Consider the following 15,062-nt stretch of genomic DNA (forward strand, 5'->3'; position numbering starts at 1 on the left):
TACGCGTTCATGACGCGCCGTCAGTCTGCTGAAAGTCCGATGATCTTATCAGTTACATATGCGCAAAACGTATGCCTCATGCGTCACTCGGCGACCCTCACCAGACCCTCACACGCGTGCCTTCCGCATGTCACCGGCACGGAACGCGCACTGCCGGACCCGGAGGAAACCGGTCCGAAACCAGCGGGGAACCCGGCCGGAACCTTGAAGGAACTCCGGGCCGAGCCGGGATGATACCAACCCGGTTCGACCGCAGTTCCACCCCGCCGACGGGCCGTCAGGGGTGTGGCGATCAGGACGCGTCGAACCGTACGCGGTCACTGTCCCGGTCGGAGAGGAACGACGCAAGAGTACTCCCCTCCTCGGCCACGGCGGCCCGGTCGGCCCGGGAAAAGCGGCGCAATGGGGCGACCACCACGGCACCGTCCTCGAACCCCCAGGTCGCGGCGACCCGCCCGTCGACCAGCACCACCCGGGCGCCGGTGACCGACAGACCGCGGTGCGCGTCGTCGATGACGCGCCCGCGGTCGTGGTAGCCGAGGACCGCGTTGTCGAACGCGGGCAGGAACCGCACCGGGGCCGGTGTCGTGGCGTCGGGGCGCGGCAGGCCGGGCAGGTCCAGCAGCTCCCGCCCCCGTTCATCGCGGAACGACACCAGCTCCCCGCGCATCGCGGCGACCGCGGCCGGCAACCCGGCCAGGCCGGACCATGCGCGCAGATCGGCCGTGGCCGCGGGGCCGTACGCCGTCAGATAGCGCCGTACCAGCGCCCGGCCCACCGGGTCCGAGCCGTCCGCGGGGAGCGGGTCGACGTCACGGCCCAGCCACGAGGTGACCAAGGCGTTGCGCGCCCCGCCCTTCGTCCGCCACAGCCCGCGCGGCGGCAATTGCACCACCGGGATCAGAGCGGCGAGCAGCATCTCTCCCAGCGCGCGCGGCCCCGGCTCCGGCAGGCGCCCGGCGAGCTCCCGTGCCAGGGCACCCATCGAACGAGGCTCCCCGTCGGACATCAACTCCTCACCTGCTGACTTGAGTTCACCGAGATCGATCCCGGCCAGCTCGTGGCGGTAGACACCGAGGACCCGCTGGCGCAGCATGGCGTCGTGCCGGGACCGCCAGGCCAGCAGGTCGTCGGCCGTGACGAGATGCACCGTCCGGCGCATCAGATGGGCCCGCACCACCCACCGCCCCGTCAGCAGACCCGACAGCTCCGACGCCTCGAACCCCCGCAGCCGAGACCAGAGCCCGACGAACGGCTCCTGCGGTTCCTGCGCCTGCAGACCCCCGAGGTGTGCCACGGCGTCGAGCGCCGGCACCACGGCGCGGTCGAGCAACAACTGCCGGGCGAGCGTCGCACGGTTGAGCGCCCGGACGTCCAGCACGGTCACTGGACGACCCCGCAGCACGCCGGCATCTGATGAGTCACGATGACACCGCTCCTTTCGACTTCCTTCGATTCCGTACGGGAGGCAGGCCGTGCAAAGGGCGGGGCCGGCCCCGAGGAGAGGCCGGCCCGCCCGTCAGCTCGACGTCTGCCCGTCCAGCGCCTCGCGCAGGATGTCCGCGTGCCCGGCGTGCTGCGACGTCTCCGCGATGAGGTGCGTCAGCACCCGGCGCACGCTGCGCACCGCTCCCGGCTTGTTCCACGGCGCCTCGGGCAGCGGGTGCGCCGCCGACAGATCGGGCACGGAGGCGATGATCTCCTCACTCCGGGCGGCGACCCGCTCGTAGCGCGCGACGATCCCGGCCAGGGTCTCGCCGGGCAGCATCCGGAAGGCGTTGTGGTGGTCGATCGCCCACTGCGGGATCTCGCGGGCGGTACCGGCTGCGAGATCGGCCCAGGTGACACCCTCGGGCAGGTCGTGGCGCATCGCCGAGGGCCCCTCGAGAACGAAACGCATCCAACCCTCCTCGATGGACGCGACGTGCTTGACCAGCCCGCCCAGGCACAGCACGCCGACCGTGGGCCGCTCACCCGCCTGCTCGTCGCTCAGCCCGCGCGTCGTGGTGGTCAGGGCGGAGCGGGCGGACGCGAGCGAGGCGAGCAGATCGGCCCGCTCCTCGTCGACGGCGGACCGGGGAGCGCTCGTGGTCGTGGCGGCGGTGCCGGCGTCGGTCGCGGTGGTGGTGTCCGTCGTGGTGGTGCTCATGATGAGGAAGCCTTCCGGGTCGTGCTTGTCGTCGTGCGGTACGGGACCACCGTGACAGCCGTAGAGGTCAGGATGTGTCCTCCACTCGAGGCACCATGGACGTCATGCCGAAGACATCAGCGCGACTGCTGGCACTGCTCTCCCTCCTCCAGGCGCGCCGGGACTGGCCAGGGGCACTGCTGGCCGAGCGGCTGAGCGTCAGCCCGCGCACCGTGCGCCGTGACGTCGACCGGTTGCGCGAGCTCGGCTACCCCATCGTGGCCGTCAAGGGTCCTGACGGCGGCTACCGGCTCGGCGCCGGTACGGACCTCCCGCCGCTGCTGTTCGACGACGAGCAGGCCGTCGCCCTCGCGGTCGCGCTCCGGATCGCCGCCACCACCGGCGCCGGTATCGAGGAGGCCGCGGTACGCGCGCTGAACACCGTCCGCCAGGTGATGCCGGCCCGGCTGCGCCACCGCGTCGACACCCTCCAGGTCACCGCCGTCGAACGGCCGGGAGTCCGCCCGGGTCCTCAGGCCGACAGTGGTGTGCTCATGACGCTCAGCGACGCGGTCCACGCCCGCGAGGTACTGCGCTTCGACTACACCCCCGCCTTCCCGCCCGAAACCGTGGCACAGGACCCGGCGGGGCCCCCGCCCCGCCGGACGGAGCCGCACCACCTCGTGACCCGGGGCGGACGCTGGTACCTCGTCGCCTGGGACCTGGACCGCAAGGACTGGCGCACCTTCCGGGCGGACCGGATCACCCCACGGCCCCCGACGGGCCCCCGCTTCACCCCGCGCGAACTGCCCGGAGGCGAGGTGTCCCGCTTCGTCGCCGCCAGGTTCCGGGGCTCCGACGGCTCGGGGGAGTGGCCCTGCCGCGGCGAGGTGATCCTCGATCTGCCCGCCGCCGAGGTGTCCCGTTACGCCCGGGACGGAGTCGTCGAGGAACTGGGACCGGACCGTTGCCGACTCACCCTGGGCGCGTGGTCATGGCAGGGCCTCGCCGCCACCGTCGGCCTCTTCGACGCCGACATCGAGGTCGTCGGCCCGCCCGAACTCAAGGCGGCCTTCGCCCACTTGGGCCGCCGATACACAACCGCCGCCGCGACTGCCCCACCCGCGATCCCCGCACCGCACGGCGGACCCGCCACCCCCTGAAATCCGTTGGACAACCCACCGGCATCCGATAGAGCGTTGACAGCATGCAGCAGCAGGACATCTGGGACGCCGACGCCGCACAACGCTACGACACGCCCGGGACCGGCATGTTCGCGCCCGAGATCCTGGGGCCGGCCGTGGACCGGCTCGCCCGGCTCGCCGGGGGCGGAGCGGCGCTCGAGTTCGCCATCGGGACCGGCCGGGTGGCGGTGCCCCTCGCCGAGCGAGGTGTTCCCGTCACCGGCATCGAGTTGTCGCGTCCGATGCTGGAGCGGCTGCGCACCAAGGTGGACGAGGCGACGGTCCCGGTGGTCATCGGTGACATGGCGACCACCGTCGCGCCGGGGGAGTACCGCCTCGTCTACCTCGTCTACAACACGATCGCCAACCTGCTCACCCAGGCCGAGCAGGTCGAGTGCTTCCGCAACGCGGCCCGCCACCTCGTCCCCGGCGGCCGGTTCGTGATCGAACTCTGGGTGCCGGAGCTGCGCAGGCTCCCACCGGGCCAGGCGGCCACGGTCATGCGGTCCGAACCCGGCTACCTCCTCCTGGACACGTACGACGTGCTGCACCAGCAGGTGGTGTCGCACCACTTCCGGTTCGACGGGACCCGGACGGCGCGGCTGGACCGCACCCCGCACCGCTACATCTGGCCGGCCGAACTCGACCTCATGGCTCAGCTGGCCGGCTTCGACCTGGAGACCAGGCACGCGGACTGGACCGGCGCCCCCTTCACGGCCGAGTCGGGTTCCCACGTCTCGGTCTACCGCATGCCGCCCGCGCCCGCTCACCCGGCTGTGCCCTCGACCGAGTCCGGGAGATAGTCCCGCGCGCTCGGCCGAGTCCGACGTCGAACGCCACTTCCGCGACGCCCCCGATGATCGTGGGGGAGGGCGCCAATGAGATCCAGCGCAACGTGTTCGCGGGCCAGCTCGTCAAGCGCGGCGGTCTCGACGCCTGAGGATGTGAGCGGCCGGACCGGCGCCGGTCCGGCCACGGAGGAGCCGGCCCGGCAACTGGTCCGGCCGGTGTTCAGACCCCGACGCCGAAGTCGGCGGCGATTCCGGCGAGCCCGGAGGCGTACCCCTGGCCGACGGCGCGGAACTTCCACTCGGCGCCGTTGCGGTAGAGCTCGCCGAAGACCATCGCCGTCTCGGTGGAGGCGTCCTCGGAGAGGTCGTAGCGGGCGATCTCCTGGTTGTTCGCCTGGTTGACGACCCGGATGAAGGCGTTGCGGACCTGGCCGAAGCTCTGGCCGCGGTTCTCCGCGTCATGGATCGAGACCGGGAAGACGATCTTGTCGACGTCGGCGGGCACACCGGCGAGGTTCACCTTGACGGACTCGTCGTCGCCCTCGCCCTCACCGGTGAGGTTGTCCCCGGTGTGCTCCACCGAACCGTCCGGGCTCTTCAGGTTGTTGTAGAAGACGAAGTGCTGGTCGGACGGCACCCTGCCGGAGGTGTTGAGCAGCAGAGCGGAGGCGTCGAGGTCGTAGTCGGTGCCGGTGGTGGTGCGTACGTCCCAGCCGAGGCCGATCACGACCGCGGTCAGGCCCGGGGCCTCCTTACTGAGAGAGACGTTGCCGCCCTTGGAAAGGGAAACTCCCACTGCGTACTCCTTCTCGGTCGTTCTCGGTGGTTGTTGAACGTTTGCGATGCTCAGGACGTTCCGGGCCGGGTGCTCAGTTGCGTGAGTTGCCGAAGAGGACGCGGTAGGCGATGAGCAGGACGAGCGCGCCCACGATCGCCGAGCCCCAGGTGGCGGCGTCGAAGAGCTCCCGCTGCACCGGCCGGTCCAGGAACTGCGACGACAGCCAGCCGCCCAGGAAGGCCCCCGCGACGCCGATGACCGTCGTACCGATGAGCCCGCCCGGGTCGCGCCCGGGCAGGATGGCCTTGGCCACCACTCCTGCGAGCAGTCCCAGCACCAGCCATGCGATGACGCCCATGACGCCCCTCCCAGTCGTGTCGCCGTGCCGCGCCTGCCGTGCCGACGGTGCGGCACAGCGGGCGTCCGTGCAGGGGCAAGCCTAACCTCTACAATTCTGTAGAAGCTGCGGGGTGGGGGTGCCGTACGACGAGAAGTCCCGGCAGGCACCTGCCGGTGCCCATGGTCACGGCGGGACGAGGCGGGGCGGGCCGAGCACATGGCGTGCCCGGCCCGCCCCCGTGCGGTCAGCCCTCGTCCTCCGCCTCTTCCTCCTCGCCCTCGAAGAAGTCCCCGACCTCGTCGACGACTTCGGCCGCGACCATACCGCCGACGACCCCCACGGCCAGGCCTGCCGCGCCCGCCGCGACGACGGTCCCCATGCCGGGGCCGGAGCGCTGCCCGTCATGGTGGTGCTCGTCGTGCCCGTGGTGACCGACGTACCCGTGATCGCCGTACGAGCGGTACGAAGCCCGGTGCTCCACGAGCCGGCGCAGCCACTCGTCGACGATCGCGTTCCAGTCCTGGTGCTCGACACCGTCGTGGGAGACCGTGAACCGGTTCACCGCGTCGTGACCGGAGGAGAGGAGCCCACCGCGCTTGTCCGCCTCCAGCACGACCTCCATGCCGCCGGGACCCGCGAGGAACGTCACCTCGATCTCGGTGATCCGGTGGGCGTACTGCGCCCCCGGGGTCAGCTCGATCTCCTGGTAGAAGGGCAGCTGCTGGCCGGTGCCGCCGATACGGCCGTACTCGAGATCGGCGGACCGGAAGGCGAACCCGAGCCCGCCGAACGCCTCGAGGATCGCTTCCTGTGCCGGCAGCGGCCCGACGCTCAGCCGGTCCAGGTCGCCCTTGTCCTTGGCGCCCGCCACGGCGAGCTCGGTCCGCACGCCCAGGACGATGCCCAGCTCCTGGCCGTGGAGCTCGGTGACGGGGGTCTCCCAGGGCAGCACCACGGTGAACGGAACGCTCAGCGGTTCGCCGGCGCCGAGCCGGAAGCCGCCGCCCACGGTGAACCGTTCGAAGGCGACGACGCCCTCGCTCTCCCCCTCCTCGTGCTCGGCCTCGGCCCGGGCCACCAGCTCCAGCGTGATGTGCTCGATGTCGAAGTCGGTGTCACCGCCCTTGAGATGGACCTGCCCGGTCAGTACGGCTCCGGGCCGGGCCGCACCGGGGTCGAGGACCGTGTCGACCGTGGGGCCGCCCACGCCGAGCGAGCCGAGCAGTCGTTTGAACACCATCGCGGCGTCCACTCCTTCACGTGCGAGTGTTCCGTAAGAGCAGTGCCGTACATCCCCGCGGACGCACGGCACAGGCCTTCTACAGGCATGTAGAAGCATAGATCGGCGATGTCCGGGCAAGCGTGCACTCGGTGTCGACCCGGCGGGAATGGCCGAAAGTGGGCGCCCGCGTCGTCGGCGGGCACGGGACCTCCCGCACCGCCACCGCACACGATCGCGAGGGTCACCCGTCCGCGGGTTCGGGTTTACCCGGACGTCGGCCGCGGCTACGGTTTCACAGATCGTTGCTCTCGTGTCACTTACGCAACTTCCGTAAGAGGTGTTCTGCTCTGTCTGGGTTCCCGAAGGAAGGAATCGTGAACGAAACGCTGCCTTCGCGCAGCCCCGGAGAGACGGACGGGCCGTCGCCGAGACCGAACCAGGAGAAGACCCGCACCGGTACCGCACCGGACGACGACAGGGCCGGTGGGGAGGGCCGGTCGGCGAAGCCCCGGGACGCGCTCTTCGACAACGCCAAGTACCTGGCCATCGTGCTGGTGGCGGTCGGCCACGCGTGGGAACCACTGCGCAGCGAGAGCCGCACCGTCACGGCCCTCTACACACTGGTCTACGCGTTCCACATGCCGGCGTTCATCATCATCTCCGGCTACTTCTCGCGCAGCTTCGACTGGAGCCCGGGGAAGATCAAGCGCCTGATCACCGGTGTCGCCGTGCCGTACGTCGTCTTCGAGGTGGCGTACACCCTCTTCACCCGGTGGAGCGACAGCGAACCGGACCGCCCGATCAGCCTGCTGGACCCCCTGTACCTGACGTGGTTCCTGGCCGCTCTGTTCATCTGGCGGCTGACCACCCCGATCTGGCGGGCCCTGCGGTGGCCGCTGCCCATCGCGCTGACCATCGCGGCACTGGCCACCCTCGCCCCGTCCATCGGCAAGGACCTCGACCTCCACCGCACCCTGCAGTTCCTGCCGTACTTCGTGCTCGGTCTCTCACTGAAGAAGGAGCACTTCGAGACGGTGCGCCGTCGGGAGGTGCGCATCCTGGCCGTGCCGGTGTTCGCGGGCGCGCTGATCGTGGCCCACTGGGCCGTGACACGGATGAACTACGCCTGGTTCTTCCACAAGTCCAGTGCCGAGGGTCTCGCGGCGCCCGCCTGGTACGGGCCGGTCATGACACTGGCGGTCTTCGGCTGTTCGACGGTCCTCGTCGCCGCCTTCGTGGCCCTCGTCCCGCGCCGCCGTACGTGGTTCACCGCGCTGGGCGCCGGCACGCTGTACGGGTACCTGCTGCACGGCTTCTTCATCCAGGCCGCCGGCCACTGGAACTGGTCCCGCAACGACTGGTTCCACACCCCGCTCGGCGGGATCGCCGTCACCGTGATCGCGGCCGTGGTCGTGACCGCCCTGTGCACCGCACCGGTGCGGCGGATCTTCCGTGCCGCGTTCGAGCCGAGGATGGACTGGGCCTTCCGACGGCAGACTCCGGCACAGACTCCGGCACAGGCACAGGCACAGGCACAGGCGCCCGAGTCGGTAGCGGCATCGAAATAGGCGCGGGTACCGACACCTGCCCCGCATGAGTCCCGCCAACGCCCGAGGGGCGTACGAACCCCGCTTTCGCGGGTTCGTACGCCCCTCCCGGGTACTCCGCTGGTGACCGCGGGGTCGAACTGGGCCGTCAGAAGGCGACGACCGGCTTGATCGTCGGCCCGTCGGCCGAGTAGGCGAAGGCCTCGTTGATCGCTCCGACCTCGTAGGTCTTCACGAGCTCGTCGAGAGGCCGTGGACCCCGATGACCGTGGGAACGCAGAAGGTGGAGCAGGGCGGACAGCCCGGCCCGTCCGCCCTGCTCCACCCACCTGTTGTGTCCGACTGTCCGCCCTGCCTGCCTGTCCGCCCTGCCCGCCCGGTCGGGTCCGCCCGGCGCACCGCCGTCATACCGCCTGCCGGGACCTCGGCTGCGAGCCGGTGACGCGTGTGCGGCGGGCACGGGCGCGCAGCACGGTCTTGAGCACCTCGCCTGCCCACAGGATCGCCGAGCCGACGGCAGCGCACACCAGCCACTGACCGGGGGTGAGGTCGGTGGTGGTGAAGAAGCCGTGCAGCGCGTCGGTCTCGACGATGACGACGAGCAGGGCGATCACGGCCGCCGTGGCGACGAACGCGGAGGTGTTCTGCAGCGTTTCACGGCTGAACACGCTGCGGGTGTCGTGCCGCACGTTGAGCAGGTTGAAGACCTGGAAGAACACGAAGGTGGCGAAGGCCATCGTGCCCGCGACGGTCGCCTCTCCCAGTTCCGCCTCCGGGCCCGGAGCCCAGACCAGTACCGCCAGCGTGCCTGCCGCCATCACCGCGCTCGCCAGCAGGATCCGGGTGAGACGCTGCCTGCTGAGGATGCGTTCGCCGGCGGCACGCGGCGGGCGCTGCATCGCGTCCGGGTCGACCGGGTCGACGCCCAGGGACATGGCAGGCGGGCCGTCCATGACCAGGTTGACGAACAGGATCTGCAGGGCGGTGAACGGCGCCCCGCCGGCCAGACCGGTCAGTGAGGCGATGAGGAAGGTGGCCACGAAACCCAGTGCGGTGGAGACCTGGAACCGGGTGAACTTCACGATGTTGCCGTAGATGCCGCGGCCTTCGCGGACCGCGGACACGATGGTGGCGAAGTTGTCGTCGGTCAGCACCATCGTGCCGGCCTCCTTGGTGACCTCCGTCCCGGTGACACCCATCGCCACCCCGATGTCGGCCTTGCGTAGCGCGGGGGCGTCGTTGACGCCGTCCCCGGTCATCGCGACGACATCCCCGCGGTCCTGCAGCGCCCGGACGATACGGATCTTGTGCTCGGGGGACACGCGGGCGACGACGCCCACCTCGTCCAGCCGGTCGGCCAGGGCGGTTTCGTCGATACGGTCCAGCTCGGCGCCCGTCACGGCGGCTCCGGGGATACCGAGCTCGCGGGCGATGGCACCGGCGGTCACCGCGTGGTCACCGGTGATCATGCGGACCCGGATTCCGGCGTCGAGGCACTCGGCGATCGCCGTGCGCGCCTCCGGACGGGGCGGGTCGACGATGCCCACCATGGCCGTCAGCACGATCCGGTCGAGGAGATCCTTGGGATCCTCGGGAGCTCGGAAGTCGTCGGCGGGGAAGTCCTCCGTGCCCAGCGCCATCACCCGCATGCCCTGCTCGGCCAGCAAGGCGTTGCCCTCGTCGAACCGACGGCGGGCCGCGTCGTCGAACGGCAGGATCCCCTCCTCGCCCATGAGACGGTCCGCACGGCCCGCGAGGACGTCGGGGGCGCCCTTGACGAAGCACCGGACCACCGCGCGCCCGGAATCGTCCGTCCAGTCGTGGAAGGTCGCCATGAACTTGTAGTCGGAGTCGAAGGGGACCTCCAGTCGCCGTGGCCGGTCCTGCCGCAGCCCGGCCACGTCGATGCCGCCCTTCTCGGCCAGGACCACCAGGGCGCCCTCGGTCGGGTCACCCACGACCTCGCCGTCGCGGATCACGGCGTCGGTGCACAGGGCCGTCGCGGTCAGCGCGTGGTTCAGGGTCTGCGGCAGAGGCTGCCCGTCGGTGGTGCGGATCCGCCCATCGGAGGAGTAGCCCTCGCCGGAGAGCGTGAGCCGACGGCCGGCCAGCAGCATCTCCCGCGCCGTCATCTGGTTCAGCGTCAGCGTGCCGGTCTTGTCCGTGCAGATCTGAGTGGTGCTGCCGAGCGTCTCGACCGACGCCAGCTTCTTGACGATCGCTCCCTTCTTGGCCATCCGGCCCGTGCCCATCGCGAGGGTGAACGCGACCACCGCGGGCAGACCCTCGGGGATGGCGGCCACCGCCAGTGACACGGCACTGATGAACAGGTCGCCGAAGTCCTGCCCGCGCACCAGGCCCAGGACGAACACCAGGGCGATGACCAGCCCGGCGATCAGGGCGAGAGTGCGGCTGAGCGTGTCGATCTGACGCTGCAGCGGCGTCGGCCCGGGCTTGGCCGAGTGCAGCATGTCGGCGATGCGGCCGGTCTCGGTGCTCATACCGGTGGCGGTGACCGTGACCTCGCCGCGGCCGCGCGTGACGGAGGTGTTCATGAACACCGCCGTCACCCGGTCGGCCAGCGGGGCGTCCACCGCGACCTCGGCAGCCGCGTCCTTGGCCACGGCCTGTGCCTCGCCGGTCAGGACGGACTCCTGCACCTCCAGGGAAGCCGACGTCAGCAGCCGTCCGTCCGCGGGCACCCGGTCACCCGGAGCCAGGGTGACCACGTCCCCGGGGACCAGTTCACTGGCGGCCAGTTGCATCAGGCGGCCGTCGCGGCGGACCGTGGTGTGAGTGACCGTCATCTCCCGCAGGGCGTCCAGTGCCGCCTCGGCGCGGGACTCCTGCACGAACCCGATCGTCGCGTTGAGCAGCACCACCACCGCGATCGCGATCGGGGTCTCCCACTCCTGGGACACCACCAGGCTGACCACGGCGGCCACCAGCAGAATGATGATCAGCAGATCCTGGAACTGCCGGAGGAAGGCCCGCCACCGGGGCTCACGCGGGGCCTCGTCCAACTGGTTGGGCCCGTGCTCCGCCATCCGCCGGGCGGCTTCTTCCGACGAAAGCCCCGCACCGGGGTCGACGTCGAGCCGGCCCGTCGTATCGGTTGCGGGCCAGGCATGCCAGGGCGGTGGTGCGGCGGAATCGTCGGAAGGCAGCATTGCTCCATTCTGCACGCGGTGACGTGACCGGGCATGCGCGTACAGGAAGAATCCGGAGGCCGGCCCGGGGGCAGGGGAGTTGCCCGGCCCGGCCCCCCGACCGGCCCGTCCGGTGTGTTCGTTCCCCGTACCGGACGACGAAGCGGAGCCGGTCGCCGAAGTCACCGCCACGCTGCGCCGCCCGCGCCACTCGGCAGCCTCGCCCACTCCACGGACCGGGAGGCGCCCCGGTCATGCCCTGGATCAGAGGTGTGTGCGGGAATCGGGCCGGTTCCAGGGCCGGAGTTCGTCCGGGCCGAGAGTGACCCACACCCGTACGACGTGACGGCCGGAGACGTCGAGGCCGATGACGGTGGCGGCCTCCCCGCAGTGGCGCACCACGAGGCCGATCCGACCGTTGACGGCGTGGGCGTACACGACGGTTCGCGGATGCGGAGCCGGCAGGGCCGGCAGACTGCGAACGACCCGCCGGTCGCCGTGCACCGGATCATCCGGAGCACGGACCTCGCCGCCGCCGTCGAGGAACACCGTGGCACCGGACGTCGGCAACGACGTCAGAAGTGGGTTGTGCCGGGCGGCTCGAGGCATGCGCGCGCAAGCTGCGCGGGGTCCTCGACCACGCCGGCCGACGTCCCGCCGGCCCGGCTCAGGGGGTGCCCAGGTACGTGGTGGCCTCGACCTCGTTGAGGTGGATGAGGACGTCGTGCGCCGCACCGAGGGCGATCTTGTACTCCACGGGGTCGGGCCATCCGGCGCCGATGCTGTAGGTGACGCGCGGCTGATCCAGCCAGTCGCGCACGGAACGGGGCGCGGTGCGCATGTCGAGGATGTAGTCGCGTGGGCGGGCCCGGTCCAGGGTGTGTTCGTTGGATCCCGGCCGCGCGGCACCGACGCGGTAGGTTCGCATCATGTTGTCGTCGGTACCGAACGCCTTGAAGGCGCCCTTGTAGAAACTGAAACCGATGCTGACGTATCGCTTGCCGAACGCGTCGCGGAGGAAAGCCCCTTGCGTCTTGGGGTACCGCACGTCGAACGAGTCGTACGACACATGCGTGTTGTGCGCCGACACCAGGATCCGGTCGCCGGTGTGCCGGCGCCACCAGGCCACGTTCGCGGCCATCACCCCGTCACGGAATTTCATCATCTCCGCGATCTGGGCGTCGTCGGTGATGTCGAAGGCGTAACCCTCGGCCATCTGATGGATGGCCCTGGCGTGCTGCACGGCCCACAGATGATCCTGCTCGTCGGCACCACGGCCCGGAGGCTGCTTCCGCAGCAGTTCGAGGACCTTGCCGGTCCGCTCGGCCCGCTCCTTGCGCTCGGACAGCGGCAGTTCGAGGTACTCCTGGCTGTAGGTGCCGGCGTCGGTGGTCGGCGGCAGTCCGCGATAGAGCCCGGCGACGCGTTCCCGCAGCCGCGGGTGACGGCGGGTCACATGGTCGGTCACCCGCTCGTACAGCTCCGGCCCGGCGTAGCCCATGTCGTTGCCGGTGAAATACACGGGGTCGTGCGGGTGCCGGCGATTGCGGTCGCGCATCCACTCGATGAGATCGAGGTAGTCCTGGTTGTGCCAGGCGCGGTACGAACCCCGGAACTCCTCACGCGCGATGTCTTCCAGGCTGCCCTCGCCGTTCACCACATAGTCGTTGATCCGCACACCACTGCTCCAGGGCAGCTCGAGAGAGATGGCCCGGAAGCCCTTCTCCTCGACCAGATAACGGAAGAGCCGGTGCTTCATGCGGAAGAAGTCCCGCGACCCGTGGGTGGCCTCGCCCAGACCCACCACGTCGGCCCCCTCGACCATGCGGCCCAGCGCGTCGAGGTCCCGCAGGTCGCCTTCGGGCTCGACGCTGCGGAGCGTGTGCGCGCTGCGCTCGATGGCATGGACCACCGTTTCTCCGTGCTGCCCGGACCCGGTGGCCTGCGGCGCCGAAACCGAAGCCCCTGTCTTTGTCACCTCCTCCCCGACGGCCGGGGTGGCCACGGCGACGGCACCGAGGGAGAGAAGGACCGAGGGAATGATTACTGCGCGGCGTCGTGTCATGCCCCTAGATTTCCGTGCGCGCAGTGGGCCCCACCAGCCCACACGCTGCCCACCTCGAAGTACCGCAGGCACCACCACCGGGCACTCCGGCCGACCGGTGTGTCCACCACTTCCAAGGAACCGGCAGACCATGACGCACACCCCCACGCCCAGGGGCACATCCACGCCGGCGATCCGCACCCAGCCGCAGTCCCGGGCCCTCGGCCGGTCCATGGACCACGGCGACGTACCCGGCCTCCGCCCTGCCGTTGATGGTGCCTCCCGGGGCGGCGATGGCCACGTCAGGATGGCCGCCGCCGTCGAAGTCGGCTCGGGACACCGCCGTGACACCGGATACGACGGAACCGGACGAGGGAGTATCGGCACGGGACACCGCGGGTGCCGCCCCCACGACGGTGACGACGGACGCGGCCGCAGCGGCGGCGGACCCGCGGAATGCACGGCACAGGAGGACAAGGCGAACCCCCGACTGTGGGCGGGCAGCCGACCGCGCCCGTGAAGGACTCGGCAACGACGGGACTCGCACCGGAGACCAAGGGTTGCAGCCCGCCGGAGCGCGGGGCGGCGCACGAGCACACTCCGCCGTTCGTTGTGCGCCGAGCGCCGCCCACCGGATCGACCGGCCCCGACATCGGCCGATCCGATGGCGGGCAGCATCGCTGTATGTCTGCTGACGCGACCCCCGCCCCCGGAGTACAGGTGTGCTCCCTCAAGACCGGCACGCACCAGCTGATCCAACCCGGCAGCACGTACCGAATAATGAGGTTTCCGTTCGGTGCGGCGGAGCCGACCGACCGGTTCGCGATGCACCAGGCCGTTCAGCCCGACGGGTACGTGGTGAGCACCTGGGCGTCGGACGACCGCAGTGGACTGATCTGGCCGTCCAGGGCCGGCTGGGGCCATCTGCACGCCATGATCCAGTGGGAGGCGGCCGGTTCCTCCGGTGGCTACACCGAGTTGCGCGACCAGTTCGTGCGGGACCCGCTCGGCCTGACCGCGAACCCCGACGACACCACGGCGACCGAGCACCGCACCCCGACACCGGGCGGCCAGTACTACGTCAAGAACCACGGCATCTTCGTCGAGCCCGGTACACCCCTGGCGTTGCGCGTCACGCACAACGACGCCGCCCCCCGGCTGGTGACACTCGCCGAGTTCAAACTCGTGATTCACGACGCGGCCCCGTAGCCGGGGGGGTTTCTTCTTCGTCAAGGAAAGGCAGAGCCGAATCCGGTCACCCGAACGGGCGACTCGCACGACCCGTTAAAGGTTGCACGACCGGACTGGCGCATCAGGCACAAGCGGGTCCGAGCATTGGTTCCGTGCGGCACGGCGACCGGAGTGGCTGGATGAAGACCTTCACCCCCGGTCCGGTGCTGCCGTCGTTCCGGCCGCGCGGGCACGTCTCACGCGCCGGCGGCAGCCGGCCTTCTCCTGGAGAGGCGACTCCGAAAGAGCTCAGTCTCCGCGCCAGGCTTGTGGGGGCGATGTCCGGGCATACGGGCTTCACCCTTTGGAGAGGAGCCTGTTCATGCTTGGCGCAGTGGCTGCGGTGCTGTTCTTCCTCGCGTTTTTGATCAACGCGGCGGACATCGGTACCAACGATGTGTTCTCTTCGGTGAATGTGATGTTGCTGGGGCTGACCGCCCTGGCTCTGCATGTGGCGGGAATCGGTGCCGGCTGGGCTTCCAGGAGGCGGCGCTGACCCAAATCCCATGCCCGCTGCCCGGTGACGGGGTGCTCGGGGTCGCGCCACCGCCCTGAGCCTCGATCCACCGCGTAGCGGTCGGGCTGTGGACGGAGAAATCAGAAGAGGTGCCCGCTGACCTGGGATGATGGGAGTTCTGACGCTTCCAAC

The 15,062-nt window shown here is 70.4% G+C and carries 15 protein-coding genes and 1 pseudogene; 6 read left to right on the plus strand and 10 right to left on the minus strand.

Annotated elements, in window-relative coordinates; all coding sequences use genetic code 11:
• Positions 1–292: 292 nt before the first annotated feature.
• Positions 293–1,387: a winged helix DNA-binding domain-containing protein gene (locus ACFYQA_RS31450; protein WP_388925105.1), complete on the minus strand. Its 1,095-nt coding sequence runs from the start codon at positions 1,385–1,387 to the stop codon at positions 293–295.
• A gap of 132 nt (positions 1,388–1,519) precedes the next feature.
• On the minus strand, positions 1,520–2,149 hold the full coding sequence (locus tag ACFYQA_RS31455; RefSeq protein WP_388925108.1) for a DinB family protein: 630 nt from the start codon (positions 2,147–2,149) through the stop codon (positions 1,520–1,522).
• A gap of 104 nt (positions 2,150–2,253) precedes the next feature.
• On the opposite strand from ACFYQA_RS31455, the gene ACFYQA_RS31460 reads away from it, so the two are divergent.
• The 3 genes and pseudogenes from ACFYQA_RS31460 to ACFYQA_RS31470 form a co-directional block, all read left to right on the plus strand.
• On the plus strand, positions 2,254–3,291 hold the full coding sequence (locus ACFYQA_RS31460) for a helix-turn-helix transcriptional regulator (protein ID WP_388925111.1): 1,038 nt from the start codon (positions 2,254–2,256) through the stop codon (positions 3,289–3,291).
• 44 nt (positions 3,292–3,335) lie between these two features.
• Positions 3,336–4,115 carry a class I SAM-dependent DNA methyltransferase gene (locus ACFYQA_RS31465; RefSeq protein ID WP_388925114.1) on the plus strand — a complete coding sequence of 260 codons (780 nt, stop codon included), beginning with the start codon at positions 3,336–3,338 and terminating at the stop codon, positions 4,113–4,115.
• A 10-nt stretch (positions 4,116–4,125) separates the two neighbouring features.
• A pseudogene (locus tag ACFYQA_RS31470) lies at positions 4,126–4,252 on the plus strand (acyl-CoA dehydrogenase family protein); the annotation flags it as partial.
• A gap of 71 nt (positions 4,253–4,323) precedes the next feature.
• Here the strand turns inward: ACFYQA_RS31470 and ACFYQA_RS31475 are convergent.
• The 3 genes from ACFYQA_RS31475 to ACFYQA_RS31485 all read right to left on the minus strand — a co-directional run bounded on the left by ACFYQA_RS31475 (position 4,324) and on the right by ACFYQA_RS31485 (position 6,461).
• Positions 4,324–4,899: a TerD family protein gene (locus tag ACFYQA_RS31475; protein ID WP_055596828.1), complete on the minus strand. Its 576-nt coding sequence runs from the start codon at positions 4,897–4,899 to the stop codon at positions 4,324–4,326.
• Positions 4,900–4,972: 73 nt separating this feature from the next.
• Entirely contained in the window at positions 4,973–5,239 is a 267-nt protein-coding gene (locus tag ACFYQA_RS31480) for a GlsB/YeaQ/YmgE family stress response membrane protein (protein ID WP_388925117.1), read from the minus strand.
• A gap of 226 nt (positions 5,240–5,465) precedes the next feature.
• Complete coding sequence (locus ACFYQA_RS31485) at positions 5,466–6,461, minus strand: sporulation protein (RefSeq protein WP_388925120.1); 996 nt, start codon at positions 6,459–6,461, stop codon at positions 5,466–5,468.
• A 356-nt stretch (positions 6,462–6,817) separates the two neighbouring features.
• Between ACFYQA_RS31485 and ACFYQA_RS31490 the strand changes: the two genes are divergently transcribed.
• Positions 6,818–8,011 carry an acyltransferase family protein gene (locus tag ACFYQA_RS31490; protein ID WP_388925123.1) on the plus strand — a complete coding sequence of 398 codons (1,194 nt, stop codon included), beginning with the start codon at positions 6,818–6,820 and terminating at the stop codon, positions 8,009–8,011.
• Positions 8,012–8,138: 127 nt separating this feature from the next.
• Here ACFYQA_RS31490 and ACFYQA_RS31495 read toward each other — a convergent pair whose 3' ends face one another.
• The 5 genes from ACFYQA_RS31495 to ACFYQA_RS31515 all read right to left on the minus strand — a co-directional run bounded on the left by ACFYQA_RS31495 (position 8,139) and on the right by ACFYQA_RS31515 (position 13,730).
• Positions 8,139–8,315 (minus strand): hypothetical protein, encoded by a 177-nt coding sequence (locus tag ACFYQA_RS31495; RefSeq protein ID WP_388925126.1) that lies wholly within the window; start codon positions 8,313–8,315, stop codon positions 8,139–8,141.
• 79 nt (positions 8,316–8,394) lie between these two features.
• Entirely contained in the window at positions 8,395–11,160 is a 2,766-nt protein-coding gene (locus tag ACFYQA_RS31500; protein WP_388925129.1) for a cation-translocating P-type ATPase, read from the minus strand.
• A gap of 243 nt (positions 11,161–11,403) precedes the next feature.
• A complete protein-coding gene (locus ACFYQA_RS31505) occupies positions 11,404–11,748 on the minus strand; it encodes a hypothetical protein (protein ID WP_388925131.1) in 345 nt (114 codons plus the stop codon).
• A gap of 58 nt (positions 11,749–11,806) precedes the next feature.
• Entirely contained in the window at positions 11,807–13,051 is a 1,245-nt protein-coding gene (locus tag ACFYQA_RS31510) for an erythromycin esterase family protein (RefSeq protein ID WP_388925134.1), read from the minus strand.
• Between the two features lie 157 nt (positions 13,052–13,208).
• On the minus strand, positions 13,209–13,730 hold the full coding sequence (locus ACFYQA_RS31515; RefSeq protein ID WP_388925137.1) for an FG-GAP repeat protein: 522 nt from the start codon (positions 13,728–13,730) through the stop codon (positions 13,209–13,211).
• A gap of 137 nt (positions 13,731–13,867) precedes the next feature.
• Here ACFYQA_RS31515 and ACFYQA_RS31520 point away from each other — a divergent pair, with 137 nt between their 5' ends.
• Positions 13,868–14,392: a hypothetical protein gene (locus tag ACFYQA_RS31520; protein WP_388925140.1), complete on the plus strand. Its 525-nt coding sequence runs from the start codon at positions 13,868–13,870 to the stop codon at positions 14,390–14,392.
• A 343-nt stretch (positions 14,393–14,735) separates the two neighbouring features.
• A complete protein-coding gene (locus tag ACFYQA_RS31525) occupies positions 14,736–14,909 on the plus strand; it encodes a hypothetical protein (RefSeq protein ID WP_388925143.1) in 174 nt (57 codons plus the stop codon).
• Positions 14,910–15,062 lie beyond the last annotated feature (153 nt).

The sequence above is a fragment of the Streptomyces sp. NPDC005774 genome, assembly GCF_042871645.1.
GTDB lineage: Bacteria > Actinomycetota > Actinomycetes > Streptomycetales > Streptomycetaceae > Streptomyces > Streptomyces pratens.